The 26732-nt window shown below is 36.4% G+C and carries 22 protein-coding genes, 3 pseudogenes and 1 riboswitch; of the genes and pseudogenes, 6 read left to right on the top strand and 19 right to left on the bottom strand.

Annotated features, from left to right (window positions below; all coding sequences use genetic code 11):
• Positions 1–43: 43 nt before the first annotated feature.
• A riboswitch (FMN riboswitch) is annotated at positions 44–175 on the bottom strand.
• 114 nt (positions 176–289) lie between these two features.
• From GX497_16275 to GX497_16255, 5 genes are read right to left on the bottom strand one after another with little or no spacing between them, the layout of a single operon-like run.
• Positions 290–724, bottom strand: a complete 435-nt coding sequence (locus GX497_16275) for an OsmC family protein (protein ID HHY74745.1) — start codon at positions 722–724, stop codon at positions 290–292.
• A 58-nt stretch (positions 725–782) separates the two neighbouring features.
• The gene (locus tag GX497_16270; protein ID HHY74744.1) at positions 783–1532 is read right to left on the bottom strand and encodes an amino acid ABC transporter ATP-binding protein; all 750 of its coding nucleotides are present in this window, start codon (positions 1530–1532) and stop codon (positions 783–785) included.
• 13 nt (positions 1533–1545) lie between these two features.
• Complete coding sequence (locus GX497_16265; GenBank protein ID HHY74743.1) at positions 1546–2190, bottom strand: amino acid ABC transporter permease; 645 nt, start codon at positions 2188–2190, stop codon at positions 1546–1548.
• A 20-nt stretch (positions 2191–2210) separates the two neighbouring features.
• Positions 2211–3071, bottom strand: a complete 861-nt coding sequence (locus GX497_16260) for a transporter substrate-binding domain-containing protein (protein ID HHY74742.1) — start codon at positions 3069–3071, stop codon at positions 2211–2213.
• 24 nt (positions 3072–3095) lie between these two features.
• The gene (locus GX497_16255; GenBank protein HHY74741.1) at positions 3096–3716 is read right to left on the bottom strand and encodes a TetR/AcrR family transcriptional regulator; all 621 of its coding nucleotides are present in this window, start codon (positions 3714–3716) and stop codon (positions 3096–3098) included.
• A gap of 229 nt (positions 3717–3945) precedes the next feature.
• On the opposite strand from GX497_16255, the gene GX497_16250 reads away from it, so the two are divergent.
• Complete coding sequence (locus GX497_16250; protein HHY74740.1) at positions 3946–5220, top strand: YbfB/YjiJ family MFS transporter; 1275 nt, start codon at positions 3946–3948, stop codon at positions 5218–5220.
• Between the two features lie 104 nt (positions 5221–5324).
• Here GX497_16250 and GX497_16245 read toward each other — a convergent pair whose 3' ends face one another.
• Entirely contained in the window at positions 5325–6125 is an 801-nt protein-coding gene (locus GX497_16245; protein ID HHY74739.1) for an Rpn family recombination-promoting nuclease/putative transposase, read from the bottom strand.
• Positions 6126–6270: 145 nt separating this feature from the next.
• Between GX497_16245 and GX497_16240 the strand changes: the two are divergent.
• A pseudogene (locus tag GX497_16240) lies at positions 6271–6729 on the top strand (hypothetical protein).
• A 958-nt stretch (positions 6730–7687) separates the two neighbouring features.
• Here the strand turns inward: GX497_16240 and GX497_16235 are convergent.
• The 6 genes and pseudogenes from GX497_16235 to GX497_16210 form a co-directional block, all read right to left on the bottom strand.
• Positions 7688–8973, bottom strand: a pseudogene (locus GX497_16235) (translation elongation factor).
• Positions 8951–9811: a DNA adenine methylase gene (locus GX497_16230; protein ID HHY74738.1), complete on the bottom strand. Its 861-nt coding sequence runs from the start codon at positions 9809–9811 to the stop codon at positions 8951–8953. The pseudogene GX497_16235 and the gene GX497_16230 overlap by 23 nt, the downstream one beginning before the upstream one ends.
• 145 nt (positions 9812–9956) lie before the next feature.
• On the bottom strand, positions 9957–10217 hold the full coding sequence (locus GX497_16225; protein HHY74737.1) for a site-specific DNA-methyltransferase: 261 nt from the start codon (positions 10215–10217) through the stop codon (positions 9957–9959).
• Positions 10218–10359: 142 nt separating this feature from the next.
• Positions 10360–11924 (bottom strand): annotated as a pseudogene (locus GX497_16220) (DEAD/DEAH box helicase).
• Positions 11925–12189: 265 nt separating this feature from the next.
• Positions 12190–14109, bottom strand: coding sequence for an AAA family ATPase (locus GX497_16215; GenBank protein ID HHY74736.1), 1920 nt, complete (start codon positions 14107–14109; stop codon positions 12190–12192).
• A gap of 188 nt (positions 14110–14297) precedes the next feature.
• Positions 14298–14996 carry a DUF542 domain-containing protein gene (locus tag GX497_16210; GenBank protein HHY74735.1) on the bottom strand — a complete coding sequence of 233 codons (699 nt, stop codon included), beginning with the start codon at positions 14994–14996 and terminating at the stop codon, positions 14298–14300.
• A gap of 249 nt (positions 14997–15245) precedes the next feature.
• On the opposite strand from GX497_16210, the gene GX497_16205 reads away from it, so the two are divergent.
• Positions 15246–17375 carry an EAL domain-containing protein gene (locus tag GX497_16205; GenBank protein ID HHY74734.1) on the top strand — a complete coding sequence of 710 codons (2130 nt, stop codon included), beginning with the start codon at positions 15246–15248 and terminating at the stop codon, positions 17373–17375.
• A gap of 73 nt (positions 17376–17448) precedes the next feature.
• Here GX497_16205 and GX497_16200 read toward each other — a convergent pair whose 3' ends face one another.
• Positions 17449–17892: a cell wall hydrolase gene (locus GX497_16200; GenBank protein ID HHY74733.1), complete on the bottom strand. Its 444-nt coding sequence runs from the start codon at positions 17890–17892 to the stop codon at positions 17449–17451.
• A gap of 54 nt (positions 17893–17946) precedes the next feature.
• On the opposite strand from GX497_16200, the gene GX497_16195 reads away from it, so the two are divergent.
• On the top strand, positions 17947–18162 hold the full coding sequence (locus GX497_16195) for a VanZ family protein (protein HHY74732.1): 216 nt from the start codon (positions 17947–17949) through the stop codon (positions 18160–18162).
• A 272-nt stretch (positions 18163–18434) separates the two neighbouring features.
• Positions 18435–19373, top strand: a complete 939-nt coding sequence (locus tag GX497_16190) for a magnesium transporter CorA family protein (protein HHY74731.1) — start codon at positions 18435–18437, stop codon at positions 19371–19373.
• Between the two features lie 83 nt (positions 19374–19456).
• On the opposite strand, the gene hfq is transcribed toward GX497_16190, so the two are convergent.
• From hfq to GX497_16175, 3 genes are read right to left on the bottom strand one after another with little or no spacing between them, the layout of a single operon-like run.
• Entirely contained in the window at positions 19457–19693 is a 237-nt protein-coding gene (gene hfq / locus GX497_16185) for an RNA chaperone Hfq (GenBank protein HHY74730.1), read from the bottom strand.
• A 49-nt stretch (positions 19694–19742) separates the two neighbouring features.
• On the bottom strand, positions 19743–20684 hold the full coding sequence (gene miaA / locus GX497_16180; protein HHY74729.1) for a tRNA (adenosine(37)-N6)-dimethylallyltransferase MiaA: 942 nt from the start codon (positions 20682–20684) through the stop codon (positions 19743–19745).
• Entirely contained in the window at positions 20681–20821 is a 141-nt protein-coding gene (locus GX497_16175) for a hypothetical protein (GenBank protein ID HHY74728.1), read from the bottom strand. Before GX497_16175 ends, miaA begins: the two co-directional genes overlap by 4 nt.
• 131 nt (positions 20822–20952) lie before the next feature.
• Between GX497_16175 and GX497_16170 the strand changes: the two genes are divergently transcribed.
• On the top strand, positions 20953–21375 hold the full coding sequence (locus tag GX497_16170; protein HHY74727.1) for a hypothetical protein: 423 nt from the start codon (positions 20953–20955) through the stop codon (positions 21373–21375).
• Between the two features lie 69 nt (positions 21376–21444).
• Here the strand turns inward: GX497_16170 and mutL are convergent, their stop codons facing one another.
• The 3 genes from mutL to cotE form a co-directional block, all read right to left on the bottom strand.
• Positions 21445–23319, bottom strand: coding sequence for a DNA mismatch repair endonuclease MutL (mutL, locus tag GX497_16165; protein HHY74726.1), 1875 nt, complete (start codon positions 23317–23319; stop codon positions 21445–21447).
• Positions 23320–23334: 15 nt separating this feature from the next.
• On the bottom strand, positions 23335–25965 hold the full coding sequence (gene mutS, locus GX497_16160) for a DNA mismatch repair protein MutS (protein ID HHY74725.1): 2631 nt from the start codon (positions 25963–25965) through the stop codon (positions 23335–23337).
• A 78-nt stretch (positions 25966–26043) separates the two neighbouring features.
• Positions 26044–26607, bottom strand: a complete 564-nt coding sequence (gene cotE / locus GX497_16155) for an outer spore coat protein CotE (GenBank protein HHY74724.1) — start codon at positions 26605–26607, stop codon at positions 26044–26046.
• Between the last annotated feature and the right edge of the window lie 125 nt (positions 26608–26732).

Below are 26732 nucleotides of genomic sequence, written 5' to 3'. Positions count from 1 at the left end.
AAACGCTTATTCAATCACAAAAAATTGATATAAACGCTCAAACCTCCATCTTCTCCCATCCAGACTATACTGTCGGCTTCGGAATCTCACCAAATCATGCCAAAAAGGCTCGCGGGCTTAAGAAGTTACCTTCCATACCGCCGGTCGGGAATTACACCCTGCCCTGAAGATAGATCGATATTATTTTTTATTAGTATAAACTTTTCTTTATTGTATGTAAACCTTAGACAGATTTAGCAACCATTATTAATAAGCTAAAACTCAATGATGCTACCTAACTTGCTCAAGCTTATTCCTCAGACGTCGGGTCATTATCCTCTACTCCATTTAATACAAGGCGGAATGTTATATCAGCTTTAAGTGAATCAGAAACAGCACAATATTTTTGCTTTCCTAAATTAATCGCTCTCCATATTTTCTTGCTATCAATATTGCCATCAATGTGGAAGGTTACAGTAATTGCTGTAAATCCTGTTGGTAAATCCTCTTTCCTTGTGCCATTTGTTTCAATTTCTAGACTTTCAATTGAGTCTAGGTAATGTCTCAGAATCATCGTAACGTCAATGCCAATACATCCTGCCAAGGAGGCTAAAAGCATTTCGGTTGGTGTGACTCCCTTCCCTTCACCACCGTACGCTTCTGTGGCATCCATTTTAATTTCATATCCTGAGTCACCAACAGCCGTAAAGGCGCGTTGGCCATTCCACTTCGTTTTTACTATCATTTTTGCAATATCCTCTTTTCTTTGTAAAAATAGAATTTTCATTCATGGGTATGAATGTTCAATCATAGTTCCCGATCTTTTTCAAAAATTTTTGTGCACGTTCTGTTTGCGTATTGTTGAAAAATTCCTCAGGGGTACCTTGTTCGACAATGTTTCCACCATCCATAAAAATAATCCGATCTGCTACTTCCTGAGCAAATTCCATTTCGTGCGTTACTATAAGCATCGTCATACCTTCCTTGGCAAGTTCCTTCATAACAGCTAGCACCTCGCCAACTAATTCTGGATCAAGAGCAGATGTTGGTTCATCAAAAAGCATAACTGCTGGCTCCGCTGCCAAGGCGCGGGCAATCGCTACCCTTTGTTGTTGACCGCCGGATAAACGCGATGGGTACACATCTTTTTTTTCAAGTAATCCCACACGGGCTAACAACATTTCCCCTTTCTCAATGGCCTTTTCTTTTGTCCACTTTCTTACAACCAATAAGGCTTCCGTTACGTTTTCTAGTGCGGTTTTATGTGGATATAAATTAAACTGTTGAAAAACCATCCCGGTCTGCAAGCGAATCTGGCGAATTGCTTTTGATTGCACTTTCTTACTTTGTTCACAATCAATCACAGCTCCCGCCACTTCGATTCTTCCCTTTGTCATTTCTTCAAGACCGTTCAGACAGCGGAGCAATGTGCTTTTTCCTGAGCCACTAGGACCTAGAATAGCAACGACTTCACCCGTATTTACATGTAGATTAATATTTTTTAAAACTTCTAACTCTTGGAAGCTTTTTGATAAATAATTAATTTGAATCATGTAATCCCCCAACTTATAAATAGATTGATAAACGTTTCTCCCATCTTTCTAATAAAAAAGAAAAGCCTGTACTCATGATCCAGTACATAAGCGCGATTGAGAGATAAATTGGCATATAAATATAATATTGAGCAATTAATAACTCCGCTGATCGCAATAATTCGGTAACTGTGATGACAGATACAAGTGATGTTTCTTTTAACATTCCAATAAATGTATTTCCAGCTGGTGGAATCGCAATGCGAATCGCCTGCGGAAAAATGATCCTCTGCATCGTTTGAAAAGTGGTCATGCCCGAGGCATAAGCAGCTTCCATTTGCCCCTTTGGAATTGACTGTAAAGCCCCGCGTAACGTTTCAGATAAATAGGCACCAATACTTATGCTGAGGGCAATAATCGCAGCTGTCAGTGGCTGAAACTTAATCCCATATTCAACTAACCCATAATAAACAATAATAATCTGAACTAAGGTTGGGGTACCGCGTATAGCTGACACATATGCCCGTGCAAGCCAGCGTATCGGTCGATTCCCTTTCAGCCTAGCTACAGCCACAAACACAGCAATGATTGACCCAAAAAACATCGATACAATCGTAATTAGGAGCGTATAATACGCTCCTTGGAATAAAAATGGCAAATTATCAATTACAACATCCATTTTTCAGTTGGTGTCCTTTCCTAGCTTTGAGGTTCTTCCTCAAACCATTTTACAAAAATTTCATTGTACGTACCGTCTTCCTTCATTTCAGCGAGAATACGGTTTAATTCATTGACAAGCTCTTCATTCCCTTTACGAGTAGCAATCCCTGCTCGGTCGGATTTAATCGCTTCTCCAACTGCTTTGATTTTAAAACCATTTTGCTCAACGACTGGTTTAATAGCATAGATATTGTTGATTGTTGCATCGACGCGCCCAGCATCAAGATCTTTTAATGTAGTAATGACATCATTATATGTCATAATATTGAATTTACCGACTTCAGGCATTAATTTCGTGCGTAAATATGTTTCATCATTTGTTCCTAAACCAACACCAATATTTTTACCTTTAAAATCTTCTACAGATTTTATCGTGTCATTGCTTTCATGGACAATTACTTTTACTTGGTTTGTAATATACGGATCAGAAAAGTCCATTTGTTCTTTTCGCTCATCAGTAATCGTCATTTGACTAATCACAACATCGAATTTTTCGGCTTGTAAGCCAGCAATCATACCAGAAAATTCTTGAGCAACAAACTCAACTTCTACCCCTAAGCGTTTCGCTACTTCCTTCGCTATATCAGCATCAAAACCATCCATTTCTTTTTTCTCATTCAAGAAATTGTAAGGGCGGTATGTTCCCATTAAGCCCACTTTCAGGATGCCGCGGTCTTTAATTTCATCAAGTAGAGTTGTTTCATCTTGTGTATCTTCTTTCGTTGTTGGAGTTTCCCCCGCCTTTTGCTCTTTTGTTCCATTGTTCGCGCCACAAGCGCTAATGATAAAACTCAACATTAATACAAGTAATAGCGTAAAAAATGATTTTTTCTTATTCATCGTAATCCCCTTCTTTTTTCTTTTTTACATTCCTAAAAGTCCAAAAAACTCAAATTTTACAACTTCCTGTGCAAGTTCTTGCGCAGATTTCTTTTGTAGACTCGAATGCTTAAGCTGTGGACGGAATAACCACCTTTCTAACATTCCTTCCATTAGACTCACCAACAGCGCTGATTGAATGGCTGGGTCTTTTTTTGGCAAAATCCCAAGCTCCGTTGCCCTTTGAATATTGTTTTGAAACGCTTCTTCAAGTTTTTGTCGCGATTCTAGGATGGCGGATTGAACGGTATCCTCAGTCCCTATTCCTTTTAATAAAAGTTTCATAAAATAACTATTTTGCTGTGAGTATGTAAATAAATCTGCAAATAATTTTTCTGACGCCTTTACTACTTCTTGAACAGTTCCCTTTGACTCCCGATAACCTTGAGAAATCACAGCGATAAGATTAGTTTGTCCGTTATTGATAATTTCTAAAGCAATAGCTTCTTTGCTTGTAAAATACCAATAAAAAGTACCTTGCGCGACACCTGCGGCATGAACGATATCAGAAACTTTCGTTTTATGATAGCCTTGCGTAGCAAACAATTTCAAAGCTACCTCAAGAATTTGGCTTCTTCGATCAGAAGTTTGATCTTTAACAGAAATAACGTTCACCCCCTTGATTGATTAATCAGTCGAGTTTATTTTAACAAGCTTTTTAATATTAGTCAATTATCTTGATGAGATTTATCGGAATTAAAAACCAAAAGAGAAATAAGCACTTGCATTTTCAAATAAAGTACAATTCTTTTTTATTTTACAATTCCATCAAGCTTATGTAAAATTTAGAATGTTAATATTTTGAATAATCAAAAAATTAAGAGGGGTGAATGTTATGAAAAATATTCATAAAGGTTGGTTCATTTTAACTTTAATTACATGTTGTGTTTTAGCATCGCTCGGATTTGGTCGCTTTTCATTTGGTGCTATTCTTCCATTTATGAAAACTGGCCTTCACTTAGATTACAAAGAAACAGGCTATCTTGCTTCTTCCATTTTTTTAGGATACTTTATCGCCGTCATTGTTGCTGGATATTTTGTCATACGATTCAAGGCAAAAAAAGTCATTGTTTTTTCATTATTCTTTATAGCGTTAGGAATGGTACTGACAGCAAATTCTTCAAACTTCTATATCACCTTTCTAGGCTGCTTGATTATTGGTCTAGGAACAGGTGGAGCCTACGTGCCATCATTAGGACTTCTCGGTCATTGGTTTGCAAGCAAAAGTAGAGGCATGGCGCTAGGAATCGCTATGGGTGGTTCAGGGATTGGGATTGTTTTTAGCGGCTTAACAATGCCTATGCTTATTCAACAAACAGGGGATAACGGTTGGAGAATAGGCTGGTATTTACTTGCATCCCTTATAATTTTAATTACTCTATTAAACGTATTATTCTTGAAAAACAGACCAGAGGATCTCAACCTTAAGCCAATTGTTAAAGGACAAGAAGCTTTATTAATAAAGGAACAACCAGGTGCCAGTGAAGAAACGACTATTTATCAAAATAAAACAATATGGTTCCTAGGATTTATTTATTTTACTTGGGGCATGAGTTATTTAGTTTTTTCGACCTTTCTTGTAGATTATCTTATTGTTGATGTAGGATTTACAAATGAAGCGGCAGGTACATTTTTTGCGATTGCAGGTATCACTAGTATCATCAGTGGTTTTATTTGGGGGAGCCTTTCCGATCGTGTAGGCCGTATGTTTACTTTAATGATTGTATTTTTTTCACAAAGTTTCCTTCTTCTCTCATTAAGTTTCTCAGAAAACAGTGTGCTACTATTTTTAATTACTGCTGTATATGGCGTGACCCTTTGGGGTGTTCCAACGATTATAAATGCTACGGTGATTGAATATATTCATCCAAAATACATAACAATCGCCATGGGATTCGTGACAGTATTTTTTAGCACAGGGCAATTAGTCTCACCTATTATAACAGGGTTTCTTATCGAATATGCAAATTCCTATTTCTCCGCTTTTCTATTCTCCAGTGTAAGTGCGTTGTTCGGTGGATTGGGTTGTATAAAGCTATTGCTTAACAAAAGAAAAAAGGCGGAGCAGTCTAGTGTGGAAATTCACATATTAAATGTGAAAGATTCATAAATACAAAAGCAGTGGATTTCCGGATTAAAATCACACTACTTTTAGCGTTTAAATTAAAATTTATTTTGTCGAAGTACTAGGCACTTCGACATTTCTTTTCTGAATTAATTTTGATTTATTAACTGCAGAATTTCCTGTTCACTAAGACCTGTGATTTCTGCAATAGTTGCAATATCATAACCTTTTTCAAGCATTTTTAAGGCAACCTCTTTTTTACCTTCTTTAATTCCTCTTTCTTCCCCCAACCTTTGCGCACCTTCAAGATTACTAAGTAAGTCCATCAACTCTTTTTTCCTTGCTTCATCCAATTTTTTCTTTTGATAATCCGCTGCCGATAGCATCATTAGCCATGGCAACTCTTCACTTTTTTCTAGGCTTCTCATTTTCCGGCGGTATTTTCTCCATTGTACCATGAACGCACCTAAATCAAATACATGGAACTCTAGATGCTGGCTCCAATTGAAAAGTTCTGTGTCTTCTTTAATATGAAAAATCGAATGAAATGAATCTGTTTCTGATGGAAAAAGTGGATAGTTTAAAATGGAGATCATTATCGTAGGTTTAGCCAACACATAGGATTGACCAGAATGAACGGTATTTGAAAACATTTTAGCCCAATAAAAAAGCGTCCGCTCCTGCATATTATGTTGATTCGTAACTTGAACTTCAACATTAATATTTTCACCAGCAGTCGTCAATACTGAAAAATCTAATCTGACGGTTTTTCCATCTTCCGTCTCTTTAATATATTCAGTGCTTTCAAATGTTAAATCCGTGATCTTATCATCATCTGTTCTTCCTAAAAGATCATTCAAAAAGGCAATAGTAATGTGTTTTCGACTGGGCTGTCCGAATAATTGCTTAAACATAAAATCAAATTTTAAATCGAGGTATTCTTTTGTCAATTGGAGATCATCAGTGTCAATGCTCTTTATCTTTTTCGACATAAATTACGAATATCCTGCAAGAAATTTAAAATATTGGCAATATTTTTTTCTCCCTTTTCCCACCTATCACACTATTTCTTTAGTGAAAGGGTGGTGCAAAAAAATGAATATAAAATCAGGTCAAATTGAAGGATTTCAGCAATACTCACAATTCACAAGTTTAGGAGAATTTAATCGCCATATGGAAATGTGGTATTTAGAGCATAAACAGGCGTTTACAAAAGCTGAACTTGTCGGCTTAAAACGTCTTGTTCGCTATTCGGCAAAAATCCCAAGTGTTTCGAACGCCAAAATTGGCACAATCTTAAAAGCAATTCATGAACAATACAACGATAGTGGCATTTCCCGCGCAACTTTTAAACGTATGATTGGAAAAGCAAAAAAACTAGGAATTTTAACAATCTACGAAACAGAAAGACAAAACGGCTCCCAGTCAAGCAATCTTTACGTGTTTAATCGTTTCCCTAATTATGAACCACCTAAAAGCGAAAAACTGAACCACCATAATGAAACTAATAATCTTTTAAAAACTAAACAAATAAATATAAATAAACGTAATGAACAACCTAGTAAAAATGAATCTACTGGAAAAGAGTAGCGCCAAACAAAAGGGTTCTCCCAGCATCTCGATTACACATTCACAAACAAGTAGTATTTACTAAAAGATTAGTGTAATATATTAATAGTTTTCCATATTATTGAAAGGTGGTACCCATATGAATTGTAAGCATTGCCATAAACCATTAGATACTTCAATCCGTATTGACGGATATAAATCATGTCCAAGTTGTTCACAAAGAAACCCGAATCAAGAACATGTTTTTTATCCTGATAGTTATTTTGGCACCACTATTCATCGTATTACAAACAATAATCCTGATGGTATTCAAAGTCATTGTACATCATGCAGGGGTGAGAAAACCGCTACCAATGGTACACAATGTAATCAAATATGATAATAATTCCTATGAAAGTGGCTGGGACAAAACCCCTTCTGTGATGAAAAAGCCGATGAAATTTTACGACGGGTAAAATTTCATCGGCTTTGATATTTTTTGAATTAAAAATAAGGATCCCTTTTGGGACAGGAACCATTATTACACATATACAAGCGATTGCGTTCCAACGTCTTTTGTACAATGGTTCAAAACTTTCTTCAATGATGCAAAAATGATTGAAGAATTTTGGAGAATGGTTACAATCGCTGCCTGTAAAAATATTTTTAACAAAGAAACCGAAAAGTGCTTGCCATAGCAAACACTTCATTCAAGCAACTGATCCGCAAAATAAAAAGCACAAATGCTATAAAAAATCAGATTGCATATTTCTATAGGATTGTTCCAAACAAATTTACCGAGTTATATTTTGAAGAATCATACGAAATATGGACTTTCCAACTGAAATTGAACCGAAAAACAGCTACTTAGTTGCGTTTAAGGAGGGTTGGAAAGTTGGTATAAATAGACTGAACTTTATACCTAGGATTGCGTCATTTCCGTAAATTACAAAGTTTCAGCACACTAGTAGGTTTCTGGTAAGTCTAAAATCCAGTTTATCCGACCTATAACAGTCGACGATCTTCTAAAAAAAGTGCTCTCCTTCTTGACGTTGTACAAATTACAATTTTTCATTATTTCAATTACCCTTGCCTTTTCTGGGGGGCACCATTTTGAAAATACTCAGCCAATACCAACCTGAATGGTACATGAGATAGAATACAACTTGTCAACCTCAAGAATTTATCTTTTGTTTTGAGTCTCAATATTTCTTTTCCAGCTCTGGTTAGTCTGAACATAATCCTTTTATTTTCATCTTTGTAAGTTTCCATTAAACCAAGATACATTCCAGCCCTAGTGTAATAGCCTGTTTGTCTTTCGTCAAAAGCATAATTTAATGTAATCTCATCATTGCTCAAATCATTCTCAACTAGCAAACCTAACAAGTCAACAACCCTTGTGAAAGAGTCAGCTTGTGGAAATGGCAACTCTGGCTCTGGAACAGTTTTAACCGATTGAAATACCTCAACAATATCATCAAATTTCAGGGCCTCATGAGCAATAATAAAATCTTTTTGCTCGATAAGTCTTAATGAGTTGTACCTAGAAGGGTCAGTAAACTCATAAACAAAAAAGCTAAAAATGTCATTTGAGAATGTGAAAAAGACTGGCTTAACTTGTTTAAAGGTCTTTTCTTGCCATAAGCGATAAGGATAATAAAGCTGTCTAACGTGGAAATCATCAACAGTCTCATTTTTAGCTTCCACTATCATAAATTTTCTTTGACCCTCATATCCCCCATCAATTTCAATCTGAGAATTCTTAATTTTAATGAGGCAGTCAGTACCTATTCTAGCTTTTATATTAAAATCAAATTCTTTTGATGACATTCTTCCCGAGATAGTCTGGATAGATAGTTCACCCATGACCATTTCCATCATACCAGTAACATGAGCACAATGGAGAGCTGAGCTTTCTGAATATAGATTAGTAGGGTCTATAGTTGTTATGTCATTAGGAAACTCTACTTGAATTGGTTTTATTTTCGGATTATAAGTTACCTTCTCATAAACATCAAACTCACCAATTACATAGCTAGACCGTGAGATAGGTAATATTGATAACCCATTGTCCTTAAATAACTTTGGTAAGTGGCTGAAGTGGTCAAATTTAGCCATTAACCTTGGCTCTCTTACATGCTTTATTTCACTAGCTTTAATTTCAAAAAAGCCTTTTTGTTGCACCTTTTGTAATATCTTATGTCGTTCAAACAATATTTCCTAGGCTTTATCCGTTTTTGTTTGGGTCATAGTTCATCACCAGCACTTCATCAATTTTTCCACGCTTAGAAGCCACTGAGTTGATATGTCTAGATGCCGATACTATTTCAACATGGAATCCTTTTTCATTATATTTTTCTTTAATAAAATCAGTAGCAGAATTGCTTAACAGGAATTTGCATCCTCTTTTATCCAACTCTACACATACATCTCTTAGTCTGAGTTGGTCATCCCTATTAAATCCAGCCAAGCTGTATCCAGTAAAAGAAGATGTGTCTGAAACTGGATCATATGGAGGGTCAAAGTAAACAAAATCACCCTTTTTAACTGAATTAATAACTTCTGAAAAATCTTTATTCCATATAGTTACATCATTTAATCTTAAATAATTATGAACAGCCTTTAAAACAATCTCATTTACTATTTGAGGGTTTTTGTACTTACCAAAAGGAACATTAAATTGGCCTTGACTGTTTACTCTAAACAGACCATTATAGCATGTTTTGTTCAAATAAATCATTCTCGCTGCTCTTTCCACTTGGGAAAGTTGGTTGTACTTTTTCTTATCTCTATCTAGATCCCGCATAGTATAGAAATATTCACTATCATTTCTATTCTCATGCATTTTTAATTCCTCAATAAGCTCGTCTACTTTATCTTTAACAACATTGTAGACATTAACAAGTTCAACGTTAATATCATTTACAATAGCCTTCTTAGGTTGTAGGTCAAAAAGGACAGCTCCAGCCCCGATGAAAGGCTCATAGTAAGTATTAATTCTTTTAGGAACATACTTACGAATCTCTGGAAGCAGTTGACGCTTTCCACCCGCCCACTTTAGGAAAGGCTGAGCTAACTTTTTTTTTATTACTTTTGCCACTATATTTCTCTCCCTTATACTTCAAAAAAACTATTAAATATACGAACAAAATTTCTACTATATCATAACATTTTTACTTAAACAAATAAATCACAAATAATAAATGAAAAGGGTTATATTGTATTAGAAGAATTTATTTTTGTAAAAAAGCTACACGTTCAGAACTAATTTCAAAAAAGCTTTTATTATTCTCAATACCAATAAATCTCCTATTATTTTTAATAGCTGCAACTGAAGTAGTTCCACTACCATTAAATGGATCAAGAACTAAATCATATGGTTTTGCGCAACTCAATATAATCCGCTCAAGTAATTGTAAGGGTTTTTGTGTGGGATGATATCCAAATTCTTTTTCTATTGGGGATACATGAGGCAGAATCCAAACGTCTGTCATAGGTTTTCCATTATTTATCTTTTTCCACTAGTGTTGCAATTTATAAAAATAAAAATTCAATAGTTCAATAGTTCGATATATTTATAAAATGCCCTGTAATATTGATGTGCTTGGCACTTCGATACTTTTTCTTTTTAACTTCCTACCCTTTCCCCTTCCGCTCAAAATACTCATGCAACCTGTATTCACATATTTCTTTAGTAAAACGATACAATATGTCCCAATGAGCTTTATCAATTTCAAACGTTAGCCTAAACTGATTCCCCTTAAATTCCACTAATCCTTTCGAACTCCCGCTCCATTTGGTCATTGGCATAGCTTTAATTTGATTGATTAATTTCGTCCCATCATTAAGCCAAGCACCTTTATCCTTCTCTTTTGAAAACTCGATGATCATCTGGTATTTTTTCTGCTGGTAATACTCTTAAAAAAAAGATGCTACTTGTTCCGGTGTAATTGGCAAATGCCACTTTTCTGCTCCATTGCCAGCAAAACAACCCTTTTATAGCTTTTGCTCATGCCTGTTGATTCTACTTCATCAAGCCATGATTTGCACTTTTCATAGACTTCGTTTTCTTCATAAGATAATTCTTCCGCCCAATGAAGAAAGCTGACGTATGATTTGAATTCTTGTTTGTACTCCTTTGATTCAGCACTCCCATTTAAATGTAATTCCAAATAGGACGGCCTTCTACCTAGTTCTTCTTTTAACTCTTGATAGGCAAATAGGAGCTTTTCTCTTCGCGGCTGCCGTTTATGTGCAAGCTCATTTAATAAATTAATAACGTTTAACTCAAGATTGATTTCACATAATTCTGGCGGGATTGGGTCTACCAACTTTGCTTTCTTTTTTTCATTTCTACTAGTATCAAATAAGCTCAGCTTTAAATCCGCATTCCGATAGTTTCCTATTAAATCTATAATGGTGCAATACGTTTTATCACGATGACGTCTAAGGCCACGGCCTACCTGTTGTGTAAACACTGCCAATGACTCCGTTGGGCGCACAATCAGCAAAGTATCAACCGCGGGTATGTCTATACCTTCATTGAAAAGATCAACTGTAAAAATAGCATCTATTTCTCCATTTTCAAGTAAAAAAATTGCATCTTTTCTACTAACTTCAATTTGTCCTGAATGTAGTGCTATTGTTTTGAATCCATGACCGTTAAAAAAATTTGATAGAAATGCAGCCTGTTTTATACTTGAACAGAAAACTAGTGTTCTTGTTTGCTTATGCTGTGCCCAAGCCTTCAATGTTTTTTGGGCCATGTCCTCTCTTAATTGGACTGCTAATAGCTCTTCACGATCGTATTTTGTGCCAATCCATTTCACTTTTGTATAATCTGTTTCATCATAAACACCATAATATTTAAACGGTGCTAACCACTGTTTTTCAATCGCTTCTGTAAAATGCATTTGGTAAGCAACATTGCCATCACAAACTCCATAAATATCTTTATTATCCATACGGTCTGGTGTTGCTGTAATTCCTAGCAAGAACTCTGGTTCAAAATATTCTAATACCCGCTGATATGTATTGGCTGCCGCATGATGAAATTCATCAATAATAATTAAGTCAAAAGCCTTTTGTTTAAAAGCTGCAAGATGTCTTTTCATACTTAATGTTACAACGGACGCAAAAACAGCATCTGCATTCGGATTCTTGTCAGATCCATAATAGAGACCGGTCGATTTATTCGAAATGACCTTTTCAAAATGCTTTCCTTATCGGTTTTCGCAGACATATATTCTGCTAATTCTTCATGGGCTTTTTTTGAAGTTCGGATTTATATTCTTCATCTGACAGGACTTTAGATATTGCTTCTTTCCCGTCTTTTTGGATTATTTCAGGGATATAATCTCGGACTAATTTATGATATTCTATCATTTTATTCGCACCTCTTTTTTATAGAAATTTACCAACTGTAATATTGTATCTTTAACAATAACTCTGAACTAAAATAACACTTCAACTGCTTTTTTCACTAGACTTTTTCTCTTCTTTCCTTTGCTCCAAAATCCGATCAAAATATTCAGTAAACTCTGATTCCCCCGAATATGACAAGCACAAAAATTCTTTCGCTCTAGTCATGCCAATATACAATAATGAAGCTTCCCGCTCTTTATCTTCTACTAGCGCAAATGGCATATTGTCAACATTAACGATAAACACAGCTTGAAAGTCCAACCCTTTGCTGCTTTCAATTGTACTTATTTTCACAGTATCCTGATCCTTATCAAAATTTCGTTTTGATTCACTGTTTTCTGTTAGCCAATAATACCGAAGGCCTTCTTCGTCAAGGGCACGTTTCAATACATCTATGTAACTCATATTGTACGTTTTTTTGACCCGGTAAAGGATTAACATTTCCGAAAGCGGAACTTTGTACTGCTCATGAAGCTTTCGAATTTGCCTAGCGACTATTTTTGCTTCTTTAAAAAAGCTGGCTGCTTTTACAATCGCTGGCTCTACGCCTTTTCTTCTAGTACTTTGCGGCGCAATGATTTCGCCCTCATATTCTTTCGAAACAACTTTATTTTGTAAAGAAGAATTATTTTGATAAAAATCCCAGGCAAATGTAACGATTTGAGCAGTATTCCGATAGTTGATACTTAAAATTTTGGAACGCCCTTGAAAGCTTAGTCCTGTGTCCTGAAGATAGCTTCTTTTCCGCTTATATATATCTTGTGCTCGATCCTCTACTAAAAGCAGTGATTTTGTTTCAGGATTAAGCAAGCTGCTTACAAGCTGAAACCACTCTACTTCAAAGTCTTGTCCTTCATCAATCAAAATTGCATCGTACATTGGCAGAATGGCTTCGCCCTTTTCAATTTTTTCAATAATCGCTGGAATCTCTCTCTCAGTAATTTTCAAATCATGTTTAAGCCATGCATGAAAATTTCGAACCAAAATATTATGGTTAGAACATGCCAGATCTGAATCTTCTTTTGTAAAATCAAAATCGAAAAGGCTGTCAGGCTCCTTCATCATATGATAAATCATTTGTTCAATGCTGCGTGAAAGCGAGATATTATAACATAAAATTAGGATTTTCCAGTCTGGATGATCCTTCACTAGTAATTTTGCGCGGCTTGCTAGAATTAAGGTTTTACCGCTTCCAGCAACACCACGGATTAGGCGATTTTTGTCGCCAATCTGCTTGGCAAGGTTTTCTTGGTGTAAATCCATTGCTTTAATATCGTGCAGCGACAAAAGCAACTGATCTTGGTATGGGACGGGCTCTTTAAACTCGGCACTAATCCGAACTTCTGGAAAAAGGTGATATCGGATTGCATCAATTTCCTCTTTTACTAATGGTGCCCTCAATCTATATGGTACAACAAACATATTGGTGATTTTTTCAATTAGGTTTTCCTCGGAAAAAGCCTCTTTTTCAGGATCAATCTCGTCTCTTGTTAGGGACAATGACGGCTCAATTACACTATACAGGCCGTTTTCAATAAAATCTTTTTGGTGAAGACGAGTAAAGACGGTGCCAAACCCACAAGGAAACTTGAGTTGAAACTGATATTTTCCTTCTAAATGAACTAGGTTTTTATCCTTCTTTAGTACATTCACAATATGAAACATATAGTCCCGTGCTTGCTTTACAGGGCTTTTCGTTTTCGTTTGTTCACCTGCAGATGTCACTAACGTCCATTCGTCACTATTTAATTGAAATAGTGTATTTTTTGTATAATCCTTAACCTCTAGCACTAATAACCCCAAGTCTGGACCAATAATAACAAAATCTGGGCGCTTTCCGTGAATTTCGGGCTCATAATAGACGATATAATCATCAGGCAAATAAGTTTTTAACGTCCGAAAAAGTAATCTTTCTCCTGTTGTAGCTGAAGAACGAATCGTTTCTGGTACTGTATAAGCCAATTTTATCACTCCAAAATTTGACCTTTTCACTCATTATACTACAATATACCTAATTGTTTACCATAATTTAGGGGTAAATGTCACTTAAATATGTAAGCACCACATGAAAAAGGCACAAACTACCACTTGTGCCTTTTTATCTTTAATATATTTATGTGCAAGTACATTTATGGGTGCTTGCCTACTTTTTATTCGTAGCGCTTGAATAGTACGCTATTTTCCTTAACAATATGAAGGAAAATATCATCTGCTAATTCATGAAGTTTCGCATAGGCTGCTTTCATCGTAGGGCACGCAAACTCCGGTGGCGTAAAATCGTTCGTTTCTTTGATTAAGTGCTTAATAATCTCCCCGGCGCCATCGTGGTCACCTTCTAATTCGAGAATGTTTAAGCGGATTGCCTCCCTTTCCTCCGGCGTTTTATTAAGTTTGCGAATTGCCGGGAAGAGTTCCTTTTCCTCTTTGGCGAAATGTATCTCTAACTCCATCTTTAACTCACTGAAGTTTTTATGCAGCATTAAAACTAGTTCTTTGTCATGGTCATAGTGGGCAAGCAAAATTTTATTTAGCAGTTGATCTAATTCCTTTAATAAAACACGCTCTGGTTGATGATGGATTTCAAGAATAAGATCGATGAGTTCTTCGTCTGATAACTCAGTTACTGGCAGTTCCTTGTCTGGTGAAGCTAAAAAGTCGTTGTATGCGTTCTGTAGCTCAGTAACGAAATCCGGTGTTAGCCCCGCTTCTTCTATAACGGCTTCAAGTGCACGATCCCCTTGGCAACAATAGTCTATATGCAGTTCATTCAGGCGTGTAGTAATGGCAGGGAAATAAGTTACAAGTTCACCAAGTGTTGTTTTATTGTTAATAGAAATAATTTGATTCATAAGAAAATCCTCCTCGTCATTTGTGGAAGTTGTTTAGTCCACTTTGTTTTCTCTTCCTCTGCCTTTATACTAATGCATAACGAGGATTCTAACATTGACCAAGGTCAAATTTTTGACAACAGTTAAATAAAAGCGAAAAATTTCAATATTTTTGTATTTTTGTTATCACAGCTATTGTACTATTTCAATTGCAAGTTACAATATAATTAGTTGGAACAATTATACATTTTAAGGGGGGGTTCTTGGAGAATGCCCATACGTATAAAATTAATAATTATGTCCTTACTATTTCTAGCAGTACCAAGTCTATTAATTGGAATCATTGGTTATCAATCTTCCAGAAATAGTTTAAATACTCTTGGCGCTGAAGGCCTGCAAACCGATGTACGGATGACCATTGAAATGATTGGAGCGTTGGATAAACAAGTAAAAGAAGGAAAGGTTTTATTGGAGGACGCTCAGGAACAAGTCAAAGAAGCGATTTTGGGAGAAAAAGATGCGGACGGGCATCGCCCTATCAATCCGCGCCTGAACTTAGGAAAACACGGCTTTATATTCATTATTAATTCCGCAGGGCTTGAGCTCGCACATCCAAACTTTGAAGGGGTGAATGTATGGAATGTAAAGACAACCGACGGTGTTTATTCTACCAAAGAAATTGTAAAAGCAGCCAACAATGGTGGAGGGTTTGCCACTTATGAATGGCCCTTGCCCGATAACCCTAATGTGCATGAACCAAAAATTACCTATGCGGAAAAAGATCCAAATTGGGATTGGATTGTATGTGCCGGGGCCTATTTAGTCGACTTTAACGCTGGAGCAAATCGTGTACTTTATGTCTTGTTAATTACTCTTGGATTCTCGTTCCTTGCTGGTGTGATTGTCATTCTATGGTTTTCAAAAAAATTGACGAAGCCCATTCTTCAAGTAGCAGAACAGGCAAAGTTAATTGCCCGTAGCAACTATTCGCAAGAGCCGATTGAAATAACTAGCAAGGATGAAATTGGTGAATTGGTATTAAATTTTAATAGAATGAAAGAGAATCAAAAAAAGGCTGAAGAACAATTACGATACATGGCATTTCACGATGATTTAACAAAACTACCCAATCTTCGTTACATTAAAGAGAAACTGACGCAGGAAATGCAAAGTAACAAACCATTTACACTACTGATACTCGATATCGATCGGTTCAAACAAATCAATGAGGCCCTTGGACACTCCTTTGCTGATTCGATTCTAAAGTCGGTTGCAAACAGGCTAAGAGAACTATTTCCATCCCCCGTATTTGTTGGACGTCTAACTGGGGATGAATTTGCAATTATTTACCCTGGTTTGGATCAAGAAGACGAGTATGTCGCGGTGTGCAAACAAATTCAAAAGCAAATTAACGAATCTATGCAGGTTAAGAATCTCATCCTGAGCGTGTCTGTGACCATAGGTTGTACTGTCTATGCCAACAATGGAATTGAAGTGGACGAGTTTTTACAACACGCGAACATGGCGCTCATGGAAGCACAACAACAACAAGTTCCTTTTCAAATGTACCAACCATCTATGGACGGCAAAGCATTCGATCGCCTTGTTTTGGAAAACCATTTGCATCATGCTTTACAAAATAATGAACTCCGTCTCGTCTATCAGCCCCAGGTGGATATTGTAACTGGTGAAATACAAGGAGTAGAGGCATTGCTTCGTTGGCACCATCCAAGCTATGGCTCCATTTCTCCAGCAGAATTTATCCCTATCGCCGAAAACACTGGGCTTATTATCCCAATTGGTGAATGGGTGCTTCGGACAGCATGTAGACAATTAAAAGAGTGGCACGATCTTGGGCTTTCATTCCTTCAAATCGCCGTAAACCTGTCCTCTCGCCAATTTTATTCGCAGGACTTAATCGAAACGGTGAAAGGAATTCTGGATGAGACAGGATTACCACCTGAGGATTTGGAGCTTGAGATTACAGAAAGCATGATGATGAATATGGAACACGCATCAAAAACCTTGCAAGCTCTAAAGTCTTTGGGATGTAAAATCGCCATAGATGATTTTGGAACAGGGTATTCATCCCTATATTACCTAAAACATCTTCCGATTCACCGCCTGAAAATTGACCAATCGTTTATTAGAGATATCGCAGAAAATGGGCAGGATGATACGATTGTATCCACCATCATTTCAATGGCGCAACATTTGCAGCTTGATGTAATTGCAGAAGGGGTAGAAACGACAGAGCAAATGGATATTTTGCGGAGAGAACAGTGTACTCACGTGCAGGGATATCTCTATAGTCCACCCGTAGCACCGGAGAATTTCCTTCAACAATGGGATCAACTGCAACGAAAAGCGAAAACTTTTGTATTTGAACCGGATAAATGAAAATAGAGTAGGCGCATGAATACATTCGAGCGCCTACTCTATTTACGGGCTTGTTAAGCTAACTTTACCATTCTTAACCTCCGCTATAAACACCAGCACATGTTCCAGCTTTTGGTTCATAATAACAATGATTTTTATATTGACCAGCAAAAGGTTGACCGTACCATGTTGGAGGGCATGGAGCATATGGATTAAAATACCAGAGGGCATATTTTCCTGGATGTTGTGCCCAATAATCCAGAGTCTGTTTTGCTAATCTTTTTTCAGCAGTTCTCGCTCTTTGATAAAATACATTCCCCTTTTGAACAGCTTCGAAAGAATAATTTCCTCCTTGCACTTGAAAAATAACATGTGGAATTGTTCTTAAACCTTTAAAGTCTAAACAATTTGCTTTAAGACGATTAACGATTACATTCCCAACATATAACATTCCTTGCTTTCCTTCACCTTCAGCTTCTGCTCTCATCATCCTTGCCATTAAGTCAATGTCTGAACTTCGGTAATTTACTCTTGGCATTTTTTCACCCCAAAAATATTGTATGAAAGAAAGCTTACAAAGTTGCCATTTGGGATGTATTATTGTTATACGAAAGACAGGCAAGGTATCAGACCATTACTTGCGATTAGTTTTTTCTCAATTGCTATGATTGAGGGTTTACAATTTTTTACGAAACGAGGAAGCCTTGATATTGATGATTTAATCTTAAACCTAGTAGGGGTGTGCCTTGGCTATTGGCTCTATCCATTTCTGAAAAATATAGTAGTGATTAGAACGAAAAGCCAATAAAAGCATCTTTACAGTCATTCCTAATTCACTCACCACATTTTGTTTACAATCGCAGTTTGTCAGAGTATGATAATGAAGGTGGACAAACATATTTAATGCAAAGGAGTTGATTTTTTTGAGTAATCTACCATGTACAGAGCCTGACCCCAGTTTGAACGTTGAGGAAATCAATCACCATCTTTATTCCCAAAAAGTTGATTACTATAAAAAAAATCAACTTCTTTTTGGAAAATGGTAACTTGGCTTCCTCTTTAAGATGAGGAGGATTTTTTATGTTAAAAACATATATAACGAATAAGCATGGAATCATTCAAGAAACAGAGGAAATCACTAAAGGCTGCTGGGTCAATGTTATTGCCCCAACCGAAGAGGAAATTGATTATCTAATGAAGCAATTGCAAATTCCATTAGATTTTCTAAAAGATCCTTTAGATGAAGAAGAACGTTCTAGGATTGAAAAAGAGGATAACAATATTTTAATCATTATCAATATGCCTTTAGTTTCAAAAGATGAATTTGACAGACCTATTTACGATACAATTCCAATAGGGATGATTATCACAAATGAGTGCTTTGTTACCATTTGTTTAAAGGATAACTCCATTCTTCACCTTTTTTTACAAAATAAAGTAAAACAATTTTTCACATTCAAAAAAACAAGATTTGCACTCCAAATCTTATATTTAACAGCAACTTCATACCTCAAATACTTGAAACAAATTAACAAAATGACTGACGAAATTGAAAATGAACTACATCAGTCTATGAAAAATAAAGAACTTTTTACATTATTAAATATGAGTAAAAGTTTAACATATTTCACTACTTCATTAAAATCAAATAACATTGTTATGCAGAAAATGTTACGAACAAATTACATGAGAATGTATGAAGATGATAAAGAGCTGCTAGAGGATGTTATTATCGAAAATCAGCAAGCGATTGAAATGGCTGAAACACATACAACAATTTTGAGTGGGATGATGGATGCCTTTGCATCTGTTATTTCCAATAATTTGAATATAGTGATGAAGTTTTTAACATCATTCACAATTATTTTGGCCCTGCCAACGATGGTCGCAAGCTTTTATGGGATGAACGTTCATATTCCGTTCCAAGATTACCCACGTGCCTTTTATGTACCAATGACATTATCCATTATATTTTCAACTATTACTGCAATCATTTTTTGGAAAAAGAAGTTCTTCTAATTTTTTATCATAGATGTAAATATTCGCATACAAAAATACGGCTATCCCAAATTTTTTGGAATGTAGCCGTATTTTTCTTGTTTCTATTGTTGTGAGCCATCTAAATCAATTTGCACTGCTTTTTGCGGTGAAAATGTGGAAATCGCGTGCTTATAAATCATTTGTTGTTTGCCATCTGTATCTAAGAGAACGGTAAAATTATCAAATGCTTTAATCACACCCCGCAACTGGAAACCATTTAATAAAAAAACGGTAACTGAGATATTTTCTTTGCGAAGCTGATTTAAAAATTGATCTTGAATATTTATGGATTGTTTCAATTTGAACAGTCCTCCTCATCTCTTTCTTTATTATCTATTTCGCTTTAAGCTAAAGCTTTCCTGCTACTAAATTTAAAATTTCTTTTGTTTTTTTTTCAAAGACGTAGGTGCTTGAAACAGCTTCGGACATATCAAACCATTCTACATCCATTTTATTTCGAAACCATGTTAGCTGTCTTTTCGCATACCTACGGGAATTTCTTTTTAAAAGCTCAATCGCTTCCTCCACTGTAACCTTACCAGAAAAATAATCATAAAGCTCTTTATAGCCAATCGCTTGAACCGATTGACAATCTTTAATACCGGCATCATATAATTTTTTTACTTCTTCAATTAAACCTTGTTCAATCATCATATCTACCCTTTTATTAATACGCTCATAAAGGAAATTGCGTTCCATTGTTAAACCAATAATGCGATGATTAAACGAAGATTCACTTTCTTGTTCTTTCAAGTATTCTGTCATCGTTAAGCCTGTCTCATGGTACACTTCCAACGCTCGAATTACTCGCCGAACATTATTAGGATGGATGCGCTCACAGCTTTCTGGGTCAATTAGTTGCAATTCTTTATAAACATCTTCAATTCCTTCCTCTTCAACCCGTTTTTCAAGAAATGTGCGATATTCTAGATTAGACGTAGCGTCCGAAAAATTGTAATTATAAAGAACCGATTGAATATAAAGACCTGTTCCTCCAGCAATAATAGGAATTTTTCCACGCTTACAAATGTCGTCAATTAGCTCTGTTGCCAACATTTGGAACTCAGCTACTGAGAAATCCTCTGTAGGATTTTTAATATCGATTAAATGATGAGGAATGCCATCCATTTCAGCTTTTGTTACCTTCGCTGTTCCAATATCCATACCGCGATAAATTTGCATCGAATCGCCGCTAATAATCTCGCCACCAAGCGCACTAGCTAATTCAATGCTCATTTTTGTTTTTCCGACTGCTGTTGGCCCAATGATGGCTATGACTTTTTTCTTCATGATAGGTCACCTAAAGTTTTATATGCTCTACTATCCATAATAAACAATTGTTGGCATGAATACAAACTTTCATTCATTTTTCCAATAAGAAAATTTTCTACATTGTAACGTTTATATTGCTTTAACAGTTCTTTCATTTCCTACCTCCCGTATGTTACTATATTTAGTAGATTGAAAGATTGTTGGGAGTAATGTAATTACTATTTATGAAACCTTAAAAATATAGCATATTTAAACAGCTTGCTTTGCTAAAAAAGGAGTGAACAGAATGAATAACGATGAAAAAATGTTTGAATTAATGACGAAAATGTACAGTGAAATGCAAAAAGGATTTGAAAATGTTTACAGTGAAATGCAAATAGGATTTGAGCAAGTAAACGACCGATTAGATAAGGTAGAAAGTCGGTTAGACGGGGTAGAAAATCGATTAGATAAAGTAGAAAGCCGGTTAGACGGAGTAGAAAACCGATTAGGTAAGGTAGAAAGCCGATTAGACGGGGTAGAAAACCGATTAGGTAAGGTAGAAAGCCGATTAGACGGGGTAGAAAAAGCAGTTGTTCGTATCGAAAATAATCACGGACAAAAATTAACAGCTCTCTTTGATGGATACAAACAAAATTCAGATAAATTGGACAGGATAGAAGCTGAAGTAACCAAGCATGAAGAAATCATTTTGCGAAAAATTAGATAGAGCAACTAAAAGATTTATAAAAGAGGGCAAAAAGTGGACAAAAGCCCACCTTCTTCCCTTAAAAAGCCTCTACATCACCCGTTTAAACAGCTTCTCCATCTCGTACGTCGAGAAGTGAATGATGATTGGTCTCCCATGTGGACATGTAAACGGGTCGGTTGTTTTTCGTAATGTTTCGAGTAAGGCAAAAATTTCATCATTTCGAAGATGACGATTTGCTTTTATTGATCCTTTACATGACATCATGATGGCAGCTTCTTCGCGTAATTCATGAATACTAACCTTTTTCTTCGTCAGCACTTGCTCGATGATTTCTTCGATGAGTTCTTTTTCTTCCCCTTTCGGAAACCATTGTGGGTGTGAACGAATGATGTAACTCCCTCCCCCAAACGGCTCCAGAAAAATACCGACACATTTTAACTTTTCAAGATGTTCTTCTATTATAAATATCTCATTTTTTGAATATTCAAGTGTGAACGGCAATAGCATTTCTTGCAATTCAGGCTCTACTTGACCTACTTTTTCTTTAAAATATTCATATTTAATTCGTTCCTGAGCAGCATGTTGATCAATAATATACAAGCCATTTTCATTTTGGGCCAAAATATACGTGCCATGCATTTGTCCAATTGGATAGAGCGGCGGTATACGCTCCCGTTTCGCATTGTCAGTGTTTTCGGAGATAAATGTTGCTTTTTGAACTATAGATTCCGATTCATTTTCGGCTTCTTTCACTTCTTCTTGGGATATAGGGACAAACGTTTTATCTACCTCTTCTTGATTTATAGTAATAACAGCTTTTTCCCTTAGTTCCTCCGCTGGCTCCTCTTTAATCACTTCCTGGAACGGCTTCCATGCAGACTTTTCGTCATTTTCAATTGAATGTTCAAATGACATCTCTTGTTGTTCCGTAACTGGCTTAGGTTCTTTCTTTCCTTTTATAACCTCAGGGATTAAAGTTTGTTTGCGAAAAACGGACTGAATGCCTTCTGTAATCAATTCACATAGCTCGGCTTCTTTACTAAGGCGCACTTCAAGCTTTGCCGGATGGACATTGACGTCAACTAATAAAGGATCCATAACAATGTTCAAGAAGGCAATCGGAAAACGACCAATAGGCAATAGTGTATGATACCCTTCTTGAATGGCTTTCGTGAGCGCATAATTTTTAATAAAACGACCGTTTATAATCGTTGAAATATAATTTCTTGATGCTCTCGTTACTTCGGGTTTCGCCACATACCCTTGCACTTCAAAATCAATATTTTCAAGCTTGATCGGAATCATTTGCTTTGCAATTGACATTCCATAAATGGCGGCAAGAACCTGTAAAACATCCCCGTTCCCACTCGTGAAGAGTACCCGGTTTCCATTGTGAGTTAATTGGATGGAAATTTCCGGATGAGCCAAAGCAATCCTATTCAAATAATCAGTAATATTTCCCAATTCAGTATGAACAGTTTTCATGTATTTTAATCTTGCGGGTGTGTTAAAGAAAAGATTACTTACAATAATCTCCGTTCCTTTTCTGCTGGCACTCACCTCATGTTTAACAATATGACCGCCCTTTAACTTCATATACGTTCCAGGTCCATTACCAATTGATGTCTTCATTTCGAGTTCTGAAACAGATGCGATACTTGGCAAGGCTTCCCCTCGAAACCCAAGTGTGCGGATGCGAAACAAATCATTTTCGTCTTTTATTTTACTAGTCGCATGCCTTTCAAAAGCCAAGAGACAATCCTCTGGCTCGATGCCATCGCCATTATCGATAAGACGGATTTCTGCTAAACCCGCTTCCTTCACATGCACTTCGATTCTTGTTGAATGAGCATCAATAGCATTTTCAACTAATTCCTTCACGACAGAAGCTGGTCGTTCGACCACTTCACCCGCCGCAATTTTATTTGATAGTTGATGATCTAATTGTCTAATTTTCCCCACAATATCACCTAGTTTTTACGACTTTATTAATTTTTGTAGCTTATAAAGTTCATTCATTGCATCTAACGGTGTCATTTCCAATAAATTAATCGATTGAAGTGTTTTCAATATTTGTTCTTCCTGTTTAGTTAATGAATCATGCTTAGTTTTGCGCTCTTGTTTTTCTGTTGTTGTAATAAAAAACGAAAGCTGACCTGTATCCTCATTTGCTAAATCTTTCGGAAGTTGTGTCAGTTTTTCTTGCTTTTCAACATTTCCTTTTGTGTTTTGTCCATTCTCAAGCTCGTCCAAAATTTCTTTGGCACGTTCGATTAAGCTTTCGGGAAGCTCTGCAAGTTCTGCTACATGAATGCCATAGCTTTTGTCGGCAGGGCCATCTTTCACTTTATGAAGAAAAACAACTTTCCCATCTTCTTCAATGGCACTTACATGAACATTTTTTAAGCGGCTTAGAAACTCTTCTAGTTCTGTTAATTCATGGTAATGGGTTGAAAATAATGTTTTTGCGCCAATTTCATCATGAATATACTCAATAATTGCTTGTGCTAATGCCATTCCATCATAGGTAGATGTTCCTCTACCAATTTCATCTAGCAAGATTAAACTATTTTTCGTTGCTTTTGTTATCGCGTTTTTTGCTTCAAGCATTTCTACCATAAATGTGCTTTGCCCTGAAACTAAATCATCAGCCGCACCGATACGGGTAAAAACTTGATCAAAAATCGGTAGTTCAGCTTTATCAGCTGGGACAAAGCAGCCAATTTGTGCGAGTATGGCTGTTAAAGCAATTTGCCGCATATATGTGCTTTTACCTGACATATTTGGGCCGGTAATAAGCAACATTTCATGGTCACTATCTAGGTAACAATCATTGGCTACATAGGTTCCAGAATTTAGCACTTTTTCGACAACTGGGTGACGCCCATCCTTAATGACTATTTTTCGATCTGTTGAAAATTCCGGTTTCGTGTATTGGTATTCTTCACTCACTTGTGCAAAGCTCTGCAGAACATCTATTTCACTAACAAGCTTTGCTAACTCTTGCAGCTTCGGAATATATGTTTTTACCTCTTCACGGATTTCAACAAATAAGTCGTACTCTAAGTCTACTATTTTTTCCTCCGCCTCTAAAATCATCTCTTCTTTTTCTTTTAGTTCCGGTGTTATATACCTTTCCGCATTGGCTAACGTTTGTTTCCGTTCGAAGCGGCCTTCAGGTAAGAGATGAATATTTGCTTTTGTAACCTCAATATAATAACCAAACACACGGTTATAACCGATTTTCAACGACTTAATCCCTGTTTCCTGCTTTTCCTTCATTTCAAGTTCGGCAATCCATTGTTTGCCATTTTTGACTGCATCCCGGTACGTATCTAACCTTTCATTATAGCCATCTTTTATAATGGCCCCTTCTTTAATCGTAAGCGGCGGATTTTCATTGATGCCTCTATCAATTATCTCAAATAGTGGCTCACATGGGTCGATATTCCGTGCAAGCACATCAGCATAGTTATTTTCGAGTTGCTCAATTAAGCCAAGGATGATTGGAATTTGCTGTAATGATTTTTTTAATTGTATTAAATCACGGGCATTTACATTCCCAAAAGCAACACGCCCTGAAAGCCGTTCTAAGTCATAGACTGGTTTTAATGCTTCCCGCAATTCCTGACGGATAAAAAAGTTATTCAACAACGTTTCTACCATGTTAAGGCGATTTTCAATCTCGACTTGCGAAAGGAGAGGACGCTCAATCCATTGCTTCAATCTCCGTGCCCCCATCGCTGTTACAGTCGAATCTAGAAGCCATAAAAATGAGCCTTTTTTCCCTTTTGTCCGAATCGTTTCAGTTAATTCTAGATTTCGTTTCGAATGAATATCTAGTTTCATATATTGATTCGTTTCATAATAGGAAACTGGTTGAAGATGCTCTAGAGAGCGCTTTTGTGTTTTTAATAAATATTGTAAAAGGCGACCTAGCGTTTCTTTTAATTTTGTTTGTTCAAGGAATTTACTAGTTTCAGATAGTGATTCCGGGATGTCTGTTTCTTCCTCAACCGAAATGGTAACATTCATTCGCTCTCGTAATTCCTGCAATTTATGTTCTGGGTGATTGGTAGCTAAAACAACTTCTTTCGCACCGACAGAATATAGCTCGCCAACAACATCAAGCCAGTCACCAGCAATGATTGTAATTTGTCCTTCCCCTGTCGTCAAATCAATATACGCTAAACCATAATTACAATCATCAAAATTTGTTATTGTTGCGATATAGTTATTTTCTTTTTCATCAATGACTTTTCCTTGCATGACCGTACCAGGTGTAATCAACTGAACTACCTCGCGGCGGACAACACCTTTTGCTTCCTTCGGATCTTCTACCTGTTCACAAATAGCAACTTTATATCCTTTTTCAATTAATTGATTAATATAATTATCAGCTGAATGATGGGGGACGCCACACATCGGAATGCGCTCCTCGGCCCCGCCTTCCCGGCTCGTTAACGTTATTTCTAATTCTTGTGATGCATTAATCGCATCCTCGAAAAACATTTCATAAAAATCGCCTAAGCGAAAAAATAAAAAGGCATCTTTGTATTGTGCCTTTACTGCTAAGTATTGCTGTATCATTGGCGTGTATTGTGCCATGCGTAAATCCTCCAGTAATAATGCTTGTTATATAAAATTATAACACAAAAAAACTAGGAAGGGGCATCTTCCTAGTTCCTATTCTTCCTCTCCAGCGATTAAAAAATCTGGATTTAAATCTTCAAATTCTTCATCGACAAAGTCATCATCGGAATCCTCGTCTTCACAAGCATCTGGATAAATCTTCACACAAACTTTTGTTTCACCAATCACCTCAGCGATGAATTCCCGTTCTACTTGAACAACAATTTTATTGCCGTTTGGTGAAATCGAGCATTCCAGACAATTTGGTTGCTGCAACACTCTTGCCACAACCTCTAAATCATCAGAAATACAATTCTCATCTTTAGATGATAAGCGGACGACATCCTTATAGTGAACAGTTTCTGTTACAACCTCTGTTTTTGTATTGTCACTATAAGAATACCATACATTAATGTCATAGCAACCATCAATCTCTACGTTATCTCCGGCCTTTTTAGCATCATATTCATGGTTAATAATCCAACACCCAAGAATACTAGTCGGTCTATGGGAAGGTGTAATGGTGTGGGTACATTGTGTAAATTTCTTACCTTTACCGCAAACGGCTTTTGTTATGATTTCTCTAAATTTAAATTCATGCTCTTTTTCTGTTGACATATGAGCACTACCTCCTCAATCTTATGTTCCATTTCATCGTATGCAGGGCGAATGACTAGTGTGCAATAAATTGCTTTTCAATAACTTAGTACATAGTTCATTCTATGCATAGTAAAGGAGAGGTG

Source organism: Bacillus sp. (in: firmicutes) (assembly GCA_012842745.1).
Classification (GTDB): Bacteria; Bacillota; Bacilli; order Bacillales; family Bacillaceae_J; genus Schinkia.
The sequence above is the reverse complement of the archived record's forward strand: the minus strand, read 5'-3'. Positions and strand labels throughout refer to the sequence as shown.

Coding starts and splice junctions, on each gene's coding strand:
- GX497_16275 (HHY74745.1), bottom strand. CDS start 724: ATGATAGTAAAAACGAAGTGGAATGGCCAACGCGCCTTTACGGCTGTT.
- GX497_16270 (HHY74744.1), bottom strand. CDS start 1,532: ATGATTCAAATTAATTATTTATCAAAAAGCTTCCAAGAGTTAGAAGTT.
- GX497_16265 (HHY74743.1), bottom strand. CDS start 2,190: ATGGATGTTGTAATTGATAATTTGCCATTTTTATTCCAAGGAGCGTAT.
- GX497_16260 (HHY74742.1), bottom strand. CDS start 3,071: ATGAATAAGAAAAAATCATTTTTTACGCTATTACTTGTATTAATGTTG.
- GX497_16250 (HHY74740.1), top strand. CDS start 3,946: ATGAAAAATATTCATAAAGGTTGGTTCATTTTAACTTTAATTACATGT.
- GX497_16225 (HHY74737.1), bottom strand. CDS start 10,217: ATGACAGACGTTTGGATTCTGCCTCATGTATCCCCAATAGAAAAAGAA.
- GX497_16210 (HHY74735.1), bottom strand. CDS start 14,996: ATGAATCAAATTATTTCTATTAACAATAAAACAACACTTGGTGAACTT.
- GX497_16205 (HHY74734.1), top strand. CDS start 15,246: ATGCCCATACGTATAAAATTAATAATTATGTCCTTACTATTTCTAGCA.
- GX497_16200 (HHY74733.1), bottom strand. CDS start 17,892: ATGCCAAGAGTAAATTACCGAAGTTCAGACATTGACTTAATGGCAAGG.
- GX497_16195 (HHY74732.1), top strand. CDS start 17,947: ATGTATTATTGTTATACGAAAGACAGGCAAGGTATCAGACCATTACTT.
- GX497_16190 (HHY74731.1), top strand. CDS start 18,435: ATGTTAAAAACATATATAACGAATAAGCATGGAATCATTCAAGAAACA.
- miaA (HHY74729.1), bottom strand. CDS start 20,684: ATGAAGAAAAAAGTCATAGCCATCATTGGGCCAACAGCAGTCGGAAAA.
- GX497_16175 (HHY74728.1), bottom strand. CDS start 20,821: ATGAAAGAACTGTTAAAGCAATATAAACGTTACAATGTAGAAAATTTT.
- GX497_16170 (HHY74727.1), top strand. CDS start 20,953: ATGAATAACGATGAAAAAATGTTTGAATTAATGACGAAAATGTACAGT.
- mutS (HHY74725.1), bottom strand. CDS start 25,965: ATGGCACAATACACGCCAATGATACAGCAATACTTAGCAGTAAAGGCA.
- cotE (HHY74724.1), bottom strand. CDS start 26,607: ATGTCAACAGAAAAAGAGCATGAATTTAAATTTAGAGAAATCATAACA.